This window comes from Microbacterium oleivorans (genome assembly GCF_001644225.1).
Taxonomy (GTDB): Bacteria; Actinomycetota; Actinomycetes; order Actinomycetales; family Microbacteriaceae; genus Microbacterium; species Microbacterium gawkjiense.
Window position 1 is genome coordinate 542819 of record NZ_LSTV01000005.1, and the last position, 14793, is coordinate 557611.

General features: G+C 72.0%; 12 protein-coding genes. 8 read left to right on the plus strand and 4 right to left on the minus strand.

Going from position 1 to position 14793, the window contains the following annotated elements:
• Positions 1–28: 28 nt before the first annotated feature.
• Entirely contained in the window at positions 29–1369 is a 1341-nt protein-coding gene (gene aspS, locus AYL44_RS14150) for an aspartate--tRNA(Asn) ligase (protein WP_064003906.1), read from the minus strand.
• 111 nt (positions 1370–1480) lie between these two features.
• Between aspS and AYL44_RS14155 the strand changes: the two genes are divergently transcribed.
• Genes AYL44_RS14155 through AYL44_RS14185 form a run of 7 tightly spaced genes read left to right on the plus strand, consistent with a single transcriptional unit; the run spans position 1481 to position 7882 of the window.
• Complete coding sequence (locus AYL44_RS14155) at positions 1481–2161, plus strand: DedA family protein (RefSeq protein ID WP_064003907.1); 681 nt, start codon at positions 1481–1483, stop codon at positions 2159–2161.
• Between the two features lie 24 nt (positions 2162–2185).
• Positions 2186–2815, plus strand: a complete 630-nt coding sequence (locus AYL44_RS14160; protein ID WP_064003908.1) for a histidine phosphatase family protein — start codon at positions 2186–2188, stop codon at positions 2813–2815.
• Positions 2812–3411 carry a TlpA family protein disulfide reductase gene (locus tag AYL44_RS14165; protein ID WP_064003909.1) on the plus strand — a complete coding sequence of 200 codons (600 nt, stop codon included), beginning with the start codon at positions 2812–2814 and terminating at the stop codon, positions 3409–3411. Before AYL44_RS14160 ends, AYL44_RS14165 begins: the two co-directional genes overlap by 4 nt.
• Positions 3408–4223 (plus strand): cytochrome c biogenesis CcdA family protein, encoded by an 816-nt coding sequence (locus AYL44_RS14170; protein WP_064003910.1) that lies wholly within the window; start codon positions 3408–3410, stop codon positions 4221–4223. Before AYL44_RS14165 ends, AYL44_RS14170 begins: the two co-directional genes overlap by 4 nt.
• Complete coding sequence (gene resB / locus AYL44_RS14175; protein WP_064003911.1) at positions 4204–5952, plus strand: cytochrome c biogenesis protein ResB; 1749 nt, start codon at positions 4204–4206, stop codon at positions 5950–5952. The genes AYL44_RS14170 and resB overlap by 20 nt, the downstream gene beginning before the upstream one ends.
• A gap of 27 nt (positions 5953–5979) precedes the next feature.
• The gene (ccsB, locus tag AYL44_RS14180; RefSeq protein ID WP_064003912.1) at positions 5980–7008 is read left to right on the plus strand and encodes a c-type cytochrome biogenesis protein CcsB; all 1029 of its coding nucleotides are present in this window, start codon (positions 5980–5982) and stop codon (positions 7006–7008) included.
• 4 nt (positions 7009–7012) lie between these two features.
• Positions 7013–7882, plus strand: coding sequence for a hypothetical protein (locus AYL44_RS14185; protein ID WP_064003913.1), 870 nt, complete (start codon positions 7013–7015; stop codon positions 7880–7882).
• Positions 7883–8104: 222 nt separating this feature from the next.
• Here the strand turns inward: AYL44_RS14185 and AYL44_RS14190 are convergent, their stop codons facing one another.
• Both AYL44_RS14190 and AYL44_RS14195 read right to left on the minus strand, forming a co-directional pair.
• Positions 8105–10198 (minus strand): YhgE/Pip domain-containing protein, encoded by a 2094-nt coding sequence (locus AYL44_RS14190; protein ID WP_064003914.1) that lies wholly within the window; start codon positions 10196–10198, stop codon positions 8105–8107.
• The gene (locus tag AYL44_RS14195; RefSeq protein WP_064003915.1) at positions 10195–13059 is read right to left on the minus strand and encodes an MMPL family transporter; all 2865 of its coding nucleotides are present in this window, start codon (positions 13057–13059) and stop codon (positions 10195–10197) included. Before AYL44_RS14195 ends, AYL44_RS14190 begins: the two co-directional genes overlap by 4 nt.
• Positions 13060–13165: 106 nt before the next feature.
• Between AYL44_RS14195 and AYL44_RS14200 the strand changes: the two genes are divergently transcribed.
• Positions 13166–13762, plus strand: a complete 597-nt coding sequence (locus AYL44_RS14200) for a TetR/AcrR family transcriptional regulator (protein ID WP_064003916.1) — start codon at positions 13166–13168, stop codon at positions 13760–13762.
• Here the strand turns inward: AYL44_RS14200 and AYL44_RS14205 are convergent.
• Complete coding sequence (locus tag AYL44_RS14205) at positions 13742–14749, minus strand: o-succinylbenzoate synthase (RefSeq protein ID WP_064003917.1); 1008 nt, start codon at positions 14747–14749, stop codon at positions 13742–13744. The two genes, AYL44_RS14200 and AYL44_RS14205, sit on opposite strands and share 21 nt — an antisense overlap.
• Positions 14750–14793: the final 44 nt, after the last annotated feature.

Genomic DNA, 14793 nt, shown 5'->3' on the forward strand with positions numbered 1-14793 from the left:
AGCGCTTGCCGAACGTGCGGGTCTCGCCTTACGGCGCGAGACGGGTGGGTCCGCGGAAGAGGTAGGTGACCTCGCGGATCGAGTCCTGTCCGAGCAGCAGCATGAGGACACGGGCCAGGCCCATGCCGAAGCCGCCGTGGGGCGGCGCGCCGAAGCGGAAGAAGTCGAGGTAGAAGTCGAGGTGCTCGGGGTCGAGACCCTTCTCCTTCGCCTGCTCGATGAGGACGTCGACGCGGTGCTCGCGCTGCGCGCCGGTCGTGATCTCGACGCCGTTGAAGAGCAGGTCGTACGACTTGGTCAGCCCGGTCTCCTCGTCACGCATGTGGTAGAACGCGCGGATCTCGGGGTGGTAGTCGGTGATGAACACGAACTGGTGACCGTAGGTCTCCTGCACGTGCGCGGCGATCTGGCGCTCGCCCTCGGGGTCGAGGTCGCCGTCGGTGCGGGGGATGTCGTAGCCGCGGGCCGCGACGATCTCGCGCGCCTCGGCGAGCGGGATGCGGGGGAAGGGCAGCTCGGGCACGACCACGTCGATGTCGAAGAGGGCCTTGATCTCGTCGCCGTGCTTGTCGGCGACGGCGCGGATCGCGGTCTGCAGGAGCTCCTCCTGCATGCGCGCGACGTCCTCGTGCGAGTCGATCCAGCTGATCTCGGCGTCGATCGAGGTGAACTCGGTCGCGTGGCGCGAGGTGAAGGAGGGGTCGGCGCGGAACGCGGGGGCGATCTCGAAGATCTTGCCGAACCCGGCGACCTGGGCCATCTGCTTGAAGAACTGCGGGCTCTGCGCGAGGTAGGCCGTCTTCTCCTCGAAGTAGGGAACCTCGAACAGCTCGGCGTTGGACTCCGAGGGCGACGCCATGAGCTTGGGGGAGTGGACCTCGATGTAGTCGCGCTCGACCCAGTACGAGCGCATCGCGTGCTCGAGGGTCGTCTGCACGCGGAACACCAGGTTGTTGCGGCGCTGGCGCAGATCGATGAAGCGCCAGTCCATGCGCTTGTCGAGACCCGAGTCGGCCGCGATCGGCGTCTCGGGGAGGGCGGCGGCCGCGATCTCGAGTCCGCTGATCTTGATCTCGACACCGCCGAGCTTGACCCGCTCGTCGTGCTTGAGCTCGCCCGTCGCGGTCAGGAACGTGCCGGTCGACAGGTTCGAGATCAGGTCGGTGAGCGCCAGGGCCGCGGCATCCTGTTCCGTGCCGTCCTCGGCCGGACGGGTCGCGGGGTTCACGAGCTGCACCGCGCCGGTCTCGTCGCGGAGGATGACGAACTGCACCTTCTTCTGATCACGGACGGTCTCGACCCATCCGGAGACCGAGACGGGACCGTCTTCACGGGACTGCAGCTGCTGGACGAGGGTGCGTTCACTCACGAGGGACGAGTCTACGCGGCACCCAGCCGGCGCCCATGCCCGCCCGCTTAGGCTGGAGCACCACAGGGGGCCCGGCCGGGCATCCGATCACCGAGCGCGAGAGAGCACCCGATGACCGACATGTTCCACGCCGCGTCCGGCTCCGGCTCCGGCGGCGGCTCCTGGCTCTCGGCCCTGGCCGACTGGCTTGTGACGCTGATGGAGACGATCGGTCCGATCGGCGCGGCGATCGCGGTCGGTCTCGAGAGCCTCTTCCCGCCGATCCCGAGCGAAGCGGTGCTGCCGGTCGCCGGTCTCGCCGCGTCGCGCGGCTCGTTCACCCTGGCCGAGGCGATCGGGTGGACCACCTTCGGGTCGGTCGCCGGCGCCTACCTCTTGTACGGGCTCGGCCGTGTGCTCGGCGCCGAGCGCCTCACGCGCGTCGCCGAGAAGATGCCGCTCATGAAGGGCGAGGACGTCACGAAGACGGTCGCCTGGTTCGACCGACACGGGTCCGCGGCCGTCTTCTTCGGCCGGATGGTGCCCCTCTTCCGCAGCCTCATCTCGATCCCGGCGGGCGTCTCGAAGATGCCCTGGTGGAAGTTCGGCCTCCTCACCGCGGCGGGCAGCCTCATCTGGAACTCGATCTTCGTGCTGGCGGGCTTCTTCCTCGGCGAGAACTGGCACATCGTCGAGCAGTACGCGGGGGTGTTCCAGAACATCGTCATCGTCATCGTCGTCCTGCTGGTGGCGTGGTTCCTGTTCGTCCGCATCCGCGCCGCCGTGCGCGACCGGCGCTCAGGCCCCGCATAGGAGGGCCGCACGTAGACTGGAGGGGTGCCCGCCGCCCGCCTCCATCTCGTGCGCCACGGGGAGGTCCATAACCCCGAGCGCGTGCTGTACGGACGCCTCCCGGGGTTCCATCTGAGCGACGACGGCCGCGACATGGCACGCGCCGCCGCCGAGCACCTCAAGGCGCAGGGGCGACCGGTCAAGTCGCTCGTGTCCTCGCCCCTCGAACGGGCACGCGAGTCCGCGGCGCCGATCGCGGAGCTGTTCGGCCTCACGCCCGTCATCGACGCCCGCGTCCTCGAGCCCACGAACGTCTTCGAGGGCAAGCGGATGCAGCGTGCCCTGCGCAACCCGCTCAACTGGTGGCACCTGCGCACCCCCGCCCTCCCCAGCTGGGGCGAGGCCTACCTCGACGTGGTCGAGCGCATGCAGGCCGCGATGCGCGACGCGTGGAACCGGACCCCGTCGGGCGACGCCGTCATCGTCTCGCACCAGCTGCCGATCTGGATCACGCACCTCTCGGTCGCGGGCCTGCCGCTGCGGCACGACCCGCGCCGACGCCGGTGCGACCTGTCGAGCATCACGAGCTTCGAGCTCGCGGGCGACGTGTGGCGCGAGGTCGACTACGTCGAGCCCGCCCCGACCGCGGGCGCCGTGGACGTGGGGGCCGTATGAGGCGCCGCATCCTCGCCGCCGTCGCGGCGATCGCGCTCACCGCGGGCCTGGCCGCCTGCTCGGGGCAGAACGACGACCTCGCGAACCTTTACCGCGAAGGCAACACGCAGGGCTTCATCTCCAGCGACGGGCGGGTCGAGACGATCCCCGCCGACAAGCGCGGCGAGGCCCTCTCGTTCTCGGGGACGTCCGTCGACGGGTCGACGATCTCGAGCGACGACTTCGCGGGCGATGTCGTCGTGCTGAACTTCTGGTATGCCGCCTGCGGCCCCTGCCGCGCCGAGGCGCCCGTCCTCGAGGAGACGTTCCAGGACACGAAGGCAGGCGGCGCCCAGTTCCTCGGCGTCAACATCTACGACGGCCCCGAGCAGGCCACCTCGTTCGACGAGACCTACGGCATCACCTACCCCTCGATCCTCGCCCGCGGCGACGTCGATTTGAAGCTCGCGTTCGCCGACTGGACCTCGCTCCAGGCGGCGCCGACGACCCTCGTCGTGGACCGCGAGGGGCGCGTGGCCGCGCGCCTGTTCGGCCAGCTGCCGGATGCCACGACCCTCCGCGACCTCGTCGAGGACACCCTGGCGGAGACGCCGTGAACCCCGGCGCGGTCGTCGCGGACGGGGCGCTCTGGATCGCGATCCCGATCGCCGCGCTCGCCGGTCTCGTCTCGTTCCTCTCGCCCTGCGTCCTCCCGCTCGTCCCCGGCTATCTCGGCTTCCTCGGCGGCGCGATGACCCCGAAGGAGGGACGACGGATGCCGGTGGCCCGGGATGCGGCATCCGGTGCCGGCGTCGCCACGGCGACCGCGGCACCCGCCCGCCCCGCTGTCGGACGCGGCCGACTGCTGGTCGGGGTGCTGCTGTTCATCGCCGGGTTCACGGTCGTGTTCCTGTCGATGGGGGTGTTCGCGGGGAGCCTCGGTCGCCTGTTCCTGCAGTACGAAGAGGTCATCACGCGGGTGCTCGGCGCCGTCGTGATCGTCATGGGCCTGATCTTCGTGGGGGTGTTCGGGCTCGCCCAGCGCACCTACCGTCCGCAGCTCACGCAGAACCTCGGACTCGTCGGGGCGCCGCTGCTCGGCGTCGCGATGGGCGTCGGCTGGGCGCCGTGCATCGGGCCGACTCTCGCCACGATCCTGAGCATGGCCTACAGCCAGGCCGATCCGACGCGCGCGGGCCTGCTCGCCGTCGCGTACTCGCTCGGCCTCGGCATCCCCTTCGTCCTGCTCGCCCTCGGTGCCTCGTGGGCCACGCGGTCGGTCGCGTTCATCCGCCGCCACATCCGCGTCGTCAACATCATCGGCGGTGCGATGCTCGTCCTCCTCGGTCTCCTCATGGTGACGGGGATCTGGACGACCCTGATGGCCTCGTTCCAGGGGGTGGTGGCCGGTGTCCCGACGTTCCTCTGACCCGCGCGCCGACGTCGTCGACGGCCCGCTCCGACCGGGCGACCACCTCGACCGCACCGAGGACCGCCTCGACCCCGCCGTGCGCGGGCGCGAGGAGTCCGACGGCATCACCCAGCCCGCGCTGGGGTTCGTCGGGTGGCTCCGGTGGGGCTGGCGTCAGCTGACCAGCATGCGGACGGCGCTCGTCCTCCTGCTGCTGCTCGCGATCGCCGCGATCCCCGGATCGCTCGTGCCCCAGCGCAGCGCCGACCCGAACGGCGTCACGCAGTGGCGCGCCACGAACCCCGACCTGTATCCGACGTTCGACGCGCTGCAGCTGTTCGACGTGTACACCTCGGTGTGGTTCTCGGCGATCTACATCCTGCTGTTCATCTCGCTGATCGGATGCGTCCTCCCGCGCACGAAGCACCACTGGAAGGCGCTGCGGGCCCGCCCGCCGCGGACCCCCGTGCGGCTCTCGCGCCTCGCCGACCACAGCGAGACGACGGTTGCGGTGCCCGAGGGAGAGGATGCCGCGGGGCACGCCGCGCACGCCGTCGACCTCGCCGAGGCGCAGCTGCGCTCGGCCCGCTACCGCGTCGAGCGCTACGACCGGAACGGCGTCGCGTCGGTCTCGGCCGAGCGCGGCTACCTGCGCGAGACGGGCAACCTGATCTTCCACGGCGCCCTCGTCGGCGTGCTCCTGTCCGTCGGCATCGGCGGCGGCTTCACCTACACGGGACAGACCGTGATCACCGAGGGCGACGGCTTCGTCAACTCGCTCGGCCTCGGCTACACGTCGTTCAACCCCGGCCGGTTCGTCGACACCGAGGCGCTGACGCCGTACTCGATCACCCTCGACCGGTTCGACGTGACCTACGCGCCCGGCTCGGGGCAGGCGGGCGACTTCGCCGCCCACGTCACGACGCGGTTCCCGGGTCAGGAGCCCGAGGACCAGGTGATCGAAGTGAACCACCCGATCACGATGGCCGGCGACCGGGTCTACCTCATGGGCAACGGCTATGCGCCGACGATCACGGTGCGCAACGGTGCCGGCGACGTCGTGTTCAGCGAGTCCGTCCCGTTCCTGCCGCAGAGCGCGACGATGACCTCGCAGGGCGTCGTGAAGATCCCCGACACGGGCGGCGAGCAGCTCGGCATGGTCGGCTTCTTCTACCCGACGGTCGCCGAGCTCGACACCGGTGCGCTGACCTCGGCGTACGGCGACCTCCTCGACCCGCGGCTGACCTTCTTCGTGTACGAGGGCGACCTCGGCATCGACGACGGCACGCCGCGCTCGGTGTACGCGCTCGACACCGACGGCATGACCGAGATCGCCGGCCGCAACGCCGACGCCCCCTCGCTCGAGCTCTCGCCCGGGCAGACGGTCGACCTGCCCGGCGGCCGCGGCACGGTGACCTTCGAGGACGAGCGCAGCGCCGGCGCATCCGAGTCGGTCAAGCGGTACGTCTCGCTGTCGATCCACAACGACTCGAGCGCCACATGGGTGCTCGTGTTCGCGATCCTCGCCATGCTCGGGCTGTTCACGGCGCTGTTCGTGCCGCGCCGCCGGATGTGGGTGAAGGCGACCCCCGTCGGCGACGACGAGGTGCGCATCGAGTACGCGGGCCTGGCCCGCGGCGAGGACCCGGCGATCGCCGTCGCGGTCGCCGACCTCGCCCGCCGCCACGGCACCGCGCTGGGCGAGCAACCGGCATCCGCCCCGGTCAGCCCGGCGAACGTAGACTGAAACCACCCATCTCCTCCGGAGGACCCCATGTCGTTCGATGACATCTCCGTCCTGCTGTTGTGGACCGCGATCGCGATCTACACGCTCGGCTTCCTCGCCTTCACCGTCGACCTCGCGCGCCGGTCCGAGCTCGCGATCGCCGCCCAGGACGCCAAGGCCAAGACGCAGGCGCGCACGCTCGTCGCCGCCGGCGGTGGGCAGACGATCGACGAGATCCGCGCGGAGGAGGCCGCCGCGAAGATCGCGCTCGAGGCCGCGCCGTCGCAGCGCGGACGCTACCTGTTCGCGCGACTGGGTGTCGTGCTCACCACGATCGCGTGGCTGTTCCACCTCGGCGCCGACGTGACGCGCGGCATCGCGGCGGGCCGGGTGCCGTGGTCGAACAACTACGAGTTCGCCCTCACCGGCACGCTCCTCGTCGTCGCCGTCTTCCTCACCGTGCTCGTCAAGTACGACCTGCGCTTCCTCGGCGCGTTCATCAACGGCCTCATCGTCGTCCTCCTCGGCGGCGCCGCCCTCGCGTACTACGTCGAGGTCGTGCCGCTGTCCGACCCGCTCAAGAGCGTCTGGCTCGTCATCCACGTCTTCGTCGCGTCGCTGGCGTCGGCGTTCCTCGCGATCGCCTTCGCGCTCTCGGTCGTGCAGTTGCTGCAGTCGCGCCGCGAGCGGCTCGCGCTGGCCGCGGTGGGGTCGGATGCCGCGCCCCGCACCCGCCTGCCGTTCCTGCGCACCCTGCCGAGCGCCGACGTGCTCGAGTCGCTCGCCTACCGCTTCGCGATCATCGGGTTCGTGCTCTGGACCTTCACCCTCATCGCCGGTGCGATCTGGGCCAACGACGCGTGGGGCCGCTACTGGGGCTTCGACACCAAGGAGGTCTGGACCTTCGTGATCTGGGTCGTCTACGCCGGGTACATCCACGCCCGCGCGACGCGCGGCTGGCGCGGCACCCGGTCGGCGTGGCTGTCGATCGTGGGCTTCACGGCGGTGCTGTTCAACTTCACGATCGTGAACCAGTTCTTCCAGGGCCTGCACTCCTACAGCGGCCTGCCCAGCTGATCCCGTGACCCCGCTCGCCGCCACCGTCGTCACCTACCCCGACGGCGCCCTGACCGGTTCCTCGGTCGTCACCCACGTCGCGACCCTCGCAGGCGGCCGCGCCGGCGTCGTCCTCGAGAGCACGCCGTTCCACCCCGTCGACACGGCGTGGCCCGACCAGCCCGCCGACACCGGGATCCTGCGCACCCCGGACGGGGAGCTCCGCGTCGTCGACACGGTGACCGGGGGAGTGCACGACGGCGATCTCGTCGTGGGTGCGGATCTGCCTGTGCGCATGGGGACGGAGGGCTGGACGTTCGTCGTCGTCCACGTCGTCGACGGTCCCGCCCCCGCGCCCGGCACCGACGTGCAGGCCGAGGTCGACGCCGACGTGCGCGCCGCCCTGTCGGCCGGGCACACGGCGTGCCACCTCGCCTCGCTCGCGCTCGACGCGGCCCTCGCGGACGCCTGGAAGAAGGACGCGCCGACGGATGCCGCGGGTCACCCCGCGTTCGACATGCTCGCGATCCAGACCTCCCGCATCACCGCGTACGGCTCGACCGACGTCTACCGCATCGGCAAGTCGCTGCGCCGGAAGGGCTTCGACCCCGCTGCGCTCGACGACCTGCGCGCCGTCGAGGAGCGCGCGAACGCGACGCTCGCCGGCTGGGCCGGGACACCCGGAGCCATCGGCATCCATCGCGAGGATCGCACCCTCGCCGGGCGGCGCACGTGGCGCTGCGAGCTGCCCGAGGGCGCCGTCGAGCTGCCGTGCGGCGGCACGCACCTGACCTCGCTCGCCGAGGTCGAGGCCATCACGGCCGCCCTGGCCTCGGTAGAGGTCCCCGGTGGCGTCGAGCTGACGATGACCACCGGCATCCGCCTCGCCCGCTGACCCGCGCGTCGCGCCCGCGCCCCGCGCGCTCGAGCCGGCCTGTGCGCCGAATCACCACTCCAGCGCCGAATCACCACCGGCCTGCCCGCAATCCGGTGGCGATTCGGCAGCCGATTGGTGATTCGGCGGATGTGAGCGAGGAGGCTCCCAGTCGCAGTCGCAGTCGCAGTCGCAGTCGCAGTCGCAGTGGCAGTGGCAGCGGCAGGCGCGCAGCGCCGCCGCTCAGGCGGGCTGGGCGAGCACCGCGCGGGCGGACGTGGAGCGGTGCCGCGTGACGGCCAGCACGCTCGCGGCGATCGCGAGCACCGTCCAGACGACGAGGGCGATCGCGGCGGGGGCGCCGCCCCCGGCATCCGTCAATGCGGCCAGCATCGCCGTGTAGGCGGGGGCCGTCGGCAGGAGCCCGGCCACGTCGAGGAGCGTGCCCGGAACGGTGGAGACGATGCCCGTCGCGACCGCCAGGACGCCCACGAGCACCGAGATCCAGCGTCCGATGCCGCCGAGGAGGGCGACGAGCGCGTGGTTCACCGCGGCGAACGCGACACCGGCGAGCACGCACATCGCCGCGAACAGCGCCCACGCGCCGAGGTCGTACCCGGCGGCGAGCTGGACGACACCCGCGACGAGCACGCCCTGCAGCGCGCCGACCGCGGCGCCCGGGGCGAGCGCGCGGAGCGCCAGGGCCGCGGACGACCGCCGCGACGAGAGCGCCGTGCGCGGGATCGCCTGCAGCACGACGAAGGATGCGAGACCGCCGAACCAGAGGGCGAGCGTCGCGAGGAGCGGGACGGCCGAGGCCCCGAACAGCGACGTGCCGGTGCCGTCGGCGACGACGGGCTCGGCCACGACCGCGGCGAGGTCCTTCGCCTGCGCGTCGGTGTAGAAGGGTACGCCGTCGACTGCCTGGTCGAGCCCGCCGGCGAGGTCGCCAGTACCGTCGGCGAGCTTGCCGACACCGGTCGACAGCTCGCCGGCCCCGGTCGCCAGCGCGCCCACGCCGTCGGCGAGCTGGTCGGCACCGGTCGCGGCCGTGCCCGCGCCGTCCGCGAGGGCCTCGGCACCCGACGACAGCTGCTCGGCACCCGAGGCGAGTTCGCCCGCGCCGCCGGACAGCTCGTCGGCACCGTCCGCGAGCTGCCCCATGCCGTCGGCGAGTCGCTGAGCGGCCGCCGCAGAGGTCTGCAGACCCTCCGTGAGCGTCGGACCGAAGTTCGCGAGCGCGTCGATGTCCTTCGACAGCTGCGCCGCGTCACCGACGGTGGCCTGGAGCCCAGGCAGGGCCGCTTGCGCTTGGGTCGACGCGCGAGACAACGAGTCGCAGAGGTCGGCACCCGAGATCTCCGGGTCGCAGGCTGCTGCGGCCGCCGAGATCGCGCTGACGGCTGCCGTCACAGCCTCGCGATTCTGTTCGCCGTCAGCCGTGAGCGCCTTGAGTCCGTCGACGATGTCGCTCGGCACCGCCGGGATCGCCGCCGTCTGCTCGGCCGCCTCGGCCAGTCCGTTCGCGAGGTCCTGTGTGCCCTCGGCGATCGGCCGTGCGCCGTCGGCCCATTCGCCGACGCCGTCGGCGAGACGGCTCGCGCCGGTGGAGAGCGCCCCCGCGCCCGACGAGATGCCGGACGCACCGGACGACAGCTGTCGCACGCCGTCGGCGAGCGAGTAGCCGCCGTCGGCCGCGGTCGTCGCGCCGTCGGCGAGCTGCGCGGCACCGTCGGCGGCGCTCGTCGCGCCGTCGGCGAGCTGGGTCGCACCGTCGGCGGCCTTGCCGAGCTGCTCGTTCAGAGTGGTGAAGCCGAGGAACACGTTCTCGAGGTAGGTCGTGGTCAGCTGTTCGCCGAGGACGGATGCCGCGGTGCTCGTCACCTGGTTGGTGATGGCGTCGTCGACGATGCGCGCGTCGGGGGAGGGCGTCAGCTCGATCGTCGCGCGCTCGGGCGTGCCGCCGGGAGCGGTCGAGGTGGCGGCGGCCGAGAAGTTCTTCGGGATGGTGACGATCGCGTCGTACGTGCCGTCCTCGAGGCCCTCCGTCGCGTCGTCCTCGTTGGAGATCGTCCACGTCAGGTTGCTGTCGAGGTCGTCGGAGCCCTCGACGAGCCCGGCCGTCAGGAGGCGCCCGAGCGGGGTCGTCTGCCCGTTCACCTCCACCGGTTCGTCGTTGTTGACGATGGCGGTGTTCATCGCGTCGAGCCGCTCGGTCGGGTTGTAGAGCGCCGCGACGAGGATGCCGCCGATCACGGCCGGCAGCAGGAGCACGCCGAGCAGCGTGAGCCACGAAACGGGCCGTCGGGTCTGTGCGCGTTCGAAGGGGAGAGTCATGAGGGGATCACCTGGGTGTCGGCGTCGGTCGTGCGGAGGGTGGGGGCGGTGAGGCGCAGGAGCTCGGGCTTCGGCCGGTAGGCGTCGGCGAGGAGGGTCCGCGCCGCGTCGAGGTCGCGCGCCGAGGCGACGATCGTCAGCGCACCGGCCTTCGCGGCGATCGCGTTGGCGGCGTCGCGGAGGAGCGCGGCGGCCTGATCGCGCGATGCCCCGGTCAGGGTGTCGAGCCCGGCGATCACGACGAAGCGCGTGCGCCCGGCGAGGGCGCTGCGCAGCTCGCCGAGGGGGGCGTCGGCGCCGGCGAGGTCGGCGACGGAGACGTGGGCGCGGACCCACGGCGCGCGCCCGGGCAGCAGGTGCCCGGAGACCCGGAGCAGTCCGGCCGCCGGCTCGATGCGCCCGGCGACGGTCAGCAGGAACGCCCGCGAGACGTGCGGGTCGTCGGCGGTCACGAGGAGCGTGCCGCCGTCGTCGAGCCGGACGCTCGCGCCCGAGAACAGCACGAGGTCGGTGTCGGCGGTCTCGGCGCGGACCTCGAGGTCGTCGGCCGCCAGCGCGCCGCGGTAGTCCGGCTCGGGCCAGTCGGCGTGGCTGCGCTCGTGCTCGACCGCCTCGCCCTCGATGTCGACCTTGGGCAGCAGGCGTTCGAGCCAGCGCGGCATCCACCACGCCTTCTCGCCCAGCAGGGCCATGACGGCGGGGGTGAGGGTCATGCGCACGAGGAAGGCGTCGACGGCGATGCCGACGGCGAGCCCGAGGGCGATCGGTTTGATCGAGCTGTCGCCTTCGGGGACGAACGCCGCGAAGACGGCGAACATGATGACGGCCGCGGCCACGACGACGCGCGCCGAGGCGGTGAAGCCGGAGCGGACGGCGGCGACGGCGGTCGCGCGGTCGGCGCGGCCCCCGCGGGCGCGCACGGCGTGGACGAAGTCCTCCCGCATGCGCGAGACGAGGAAGACCTCGTAGTCCATCGCCAGGCCGAACAGCACGCCCATGAGGATGATCGGCATGAAGCTGATGACGGGGCCCGTCCGCGTGACGTGGAGGAGGTCGGCGAGCCAGCCCCACTCGAACACGGCGGCGACCGCACCGAAGGCGGCGAGGATCGACAGCAGGTAGCCGAGGGTCGCCTTGAGCGGCACCCAGATCGACCGGAAGACGATCATCAGGAGGATGAAGGAGAGGCCGACGACGAAGATCCCGAAGGGCAGCAGCGCCGCGCCGAGCCGGTCGGAGACGTCGATGCCGACGGCGGTGAAGCCGGTCACCTTGAGGTCGACGCCGTACTCCTTCTCCCACTCGTCGTGGTGAGACCGCAGTTCGCGCACGAGGTCGGCGGTCGCGGGGTCGTCGGGAGCCGTCGTCGGAACGATCTGGATGAGGCCCGTGTCGGCGGTCTCGTTCGGCGTTGCGAGCGCGACCCGCTCGACGCCGGGGATCGCCTCGACCTCCTTCTTCAGGTCTTCCATGAGGCCGAGCGGATCGGTCGAGGTGACGATCGTGCCGGTCATGACGAGGGGGCCGTTCGACCCGGCGCCGAAGTACTCGGCGTTGAGGTCGTAGGCCTGTCGCGCCTGGCTCGACGGCGGCTGGACGCCCGCGTTGGGCAGGGCGAGGTGCAGGCTCGCCGAGGGGATCGCCATCACGCCGAGTCCGACGATGACGGCGACGGTCGCGATGATCGGATGCCGCGTCACGAGCATCACCCAGCGGTTGGGCGGCATGACGGCCGGGGCCGCGGGCGCGGCATCCGTCGTGTCGGCCTCGGCCTCGGTCTCGTCGGCCTCCTTCTTGCGGCGTCGCGTCGGGACGCCGCGCTGCAGCATCCGTCCGCCCCAGCCGACCACGCGGCCCTTCGCGAACCCGAGGAGGGCCGGTGTCAGGCTGACGGCGACCGCGACGGCCACCGCCACGGCGACGGCGGCGGCGATGCCCATGGTCGACAGGAACGGGATGCCGGCGATGCTGAGGCCCACGAGGGCGATCATGACCGTCACGCCGGCGAACACGACCGCCGAGCCCGCGGTGCCCACGGCGCGGGCGGCGGACTCCTCGGGGTCCATGCCCGCGCGCACCTGATCCTGGTGGCGCGACACGATGAACAGGGCGTAGTCGATGCCCACCGCGAGCCCGAGCATCACGGCGAGCATGGGGGTGGTCGACGAGATCGTCGTGACGGCGGTCGAGAGGAAGATGAGGGCGATCGCAAGGGCGACGCCGATGAGTGCGCTGACGAGCGGGAACCAGGCGACGGCGAACGAGCGGAACGTCACGATGAGGACGAACAGCGCGACGAGCACACCGATCACCTCGACGATCGATAGGGCGGGGATCGACGCCGCGAACAGGTCTCCGCCGAGCGCGGACTGCGCCCCGGCGGGCAGCTGGTCGTGGAAGTCGGTCGCGGCCTTCTCGACCGCGGCGATCGTCGCGTCGGACACCTCGGTGGACTGACCGTCGAACTGCATCTGGACGAGCGCCGCGCGGGCGTCGTCGGAGACGAGGCCGTCGACCATCTCGTCGAACGGCGAGGTCGCCGAGGTGACACCGTCGATGTCGCCGAGCGTCGTCACCAGGTCGTCGATCTCTCCCCGGAGCGGCTGGTCCTCGACGGTCTCGCCCTCGGGCGCGACGACGATGAGCTGCGCGCTCGCGCCGCTCGCCTGCGGGAACGTGCGGTTCAGCAGCTCGAGACCCTGCTGCGCTTCGGTGCCCGGGATCGTGAAGGAGTTGTCGGTGCTCTTGGCGAAGAGGGCGACACCGCCGCCGACGATCCCGAGCAGGACGATCCACGCGATGAGCACGCGCCACGAGTGGCGGTAGGCCCATCGGCCGAGGGTGAAGAGGATGGTGGACACGGGCGCTCCTGGTCAGAGTCGGAGGGGTTCGATACAGCGCTGTATCCGATACACATGTGTATCGTAGACCCGCACGCCGGTGCCGAGCCTGAAGGGTGGGTGTGAGATGACGCGAAGCCGCGAGAACACGCGAGCGCGCCTGCTCGAGGCGGCCCACGAAGTGTTCGCCGAGGTCGGGCTGGATGCGGCATCCGTCGAGGCCATCTGCGAGCGCGCCGGGTTCACCCGCGGCGCGTTCTACTCGAACTTCGAGTCGAAGGACGAGCTGTTCCTCGCCCTCATCACGCGGCTCTCCGAGGACAAACTCGACGAGGTGTCGGTGCGCGTCCGGCGGCTCTCCGGCACCGACAGCCCGCTCGACCTCGTCCGCCAGATCGCCGACATGTCGCTCGCGGAGCGGATGGAGCCGCAGCTGCTCAGCGAGGTGCGGACGCAGGCGCTCCGCGACCCGCGCCTGGCCGAGGCGTTCCTCGCGTGGCGGGCGCAGATGCTGGGCCGGATCGAGACGATCGTCCGGGACGTGAGCGAGCGCCACGGCTTGCCGCTGCGGATGCCGGTCGCCGACGCGGCGTCGCTGCTGCTGGACGTGTCGGAGCAGTGCAGCGTGCAGGCGGCCCTCGAGCGGCTGTCGGAACGGCAGGCCAACCGGGCGATGCAGTCGCGCCTCGAGCAGCTCGTGCCGCTACTGGTCGGCGAGCCCTGACCCCTCCGCCGCGAGGATCGCGTGGCAGCGTTCGAGGCGCGCGAGCCACCAATCCCGGCGCTCGGGCGCTGCGGCGTGGGCGTCGAGCAGCGCGGCGTCGGGGGTGACGCGACCCACCGGCAGCGCACCGGACCGCGGCCGCAGCGGCTCCGCCGCGACGTCGGCGGCGAGCAGCGACGCGGTGCCGAGCCCGCAGTCGAACGCGAGGTCGGGGAGGGCCGCGGCGAGGGCGGTGCCCATCGCCAGGCCCACCGAGGTGTCGAGGGCGCTCGAGACGACGGCGGGCAGCCCCGCGTCGGCGACGATCTCGAGCGCACGTCGCACGCCGCCGAGGGGCTGCACCTTGATCACGAGCAGGTCCGCCGCGCCCGCGCGGGCGACGGCGACCGGGTCGTCCGCCTTGCGTACGCTCTCGTCGGCGGCGATCGGGATGTCCATCCAGCGGATGCGGGTGCGCAGCTCGGCGAGCTCGGGCACCGTCGCGCACGGCTGCTCGACGTACTCGAGGTCGAACCCGGCGAGGGCGTGCACGGCGTGCTCGGCCTCGTCGACGTTCCACGCGCCGTTGGCGTCGATGCGGATGCGGCCCTCGGGTCCCATCGCGGCGCGCACCTCCCGCACGCGCGCCACGTCGTCGGCGAGGGTCTGCCCGGGCTCGGCGACCTTGACCTTCGCGGTGCGGCATCCGTCGAACCGGGCGAGCACCTCGGGGACGGATGCCGCGGCCACCGCCGGCACCGTCGCGTTCACCGGGACCGTGTCGCGCACCGCCGCGGTCGTGCGCTCCCAGCCGTACTCGATCGCGGCCGCGAGCCACGCCGCCGACTCGCGGTCGTCGTACTCGACGAAGGGCGAGAACTCGGCCCACCCCTCCGGTCCCTCGAGCAGCAGCGCCTCGCGGACGTCGATGCCGCGGAAGCGGGTGTGGAGCGGGAGGGCGATCACCCGCGCGCTCGCGCGCAGGTCGGCCAGCGGAGGCAGGTGCATGCCCCCATCCTGGCCCTCGTCGCGGTCGTGACGCCCGCGGTCGG

What these genes read in the sequence shown, in the direction of transcription:
- AYL44_RS14190 (WP_064003914.1), bottom strand. Translation starts at nt 10,198, where the DNA reads ATGACTCTCCCCTTCGAACGCGCACAGACCCGACGGCCCGTTTCGTGG.
- AYL44_RS14165 (WP_064003909.1), top strand. Translation starts at nt 2,812, where the DNA reads ATGAGGCGCCGCATCCTCGCCGCCGTCGCGGCGATCGCGCTCACCGCG.
- AYL44_RS14200 (WP_064003916.1), top strand. Translation starts at nt 13,166, where the DNA reads ATGACGCGAAGCCGCGAGAACACGCGAGCGCGCCTGCTCGAGGCGGCC.
- AYL44_RS14155 (WP_064003907.1), top strand. Translation starts at nt 1,481, where the DNA reads ATGACCGACATGTTCCACGCCGCGTCCGGCTCCGGCTCCGGCGGCGGC.
- ccsB (WP_064003912.1), top strand. Translation starts at nt 5,980, where the DNA reads ATGTCGTTCGATGACATCTCCGTCCTGCTGTTGTGGACCGCGATCGCG.
- AYL44_RS14205 (WP_064003917.1), bottom strand. Translation starts at nt 14,749, where the DNA reads ATGCACCTGCCTCCGCTGGCCGACCTGCGCGCGAGCGCGCGGGTGATC.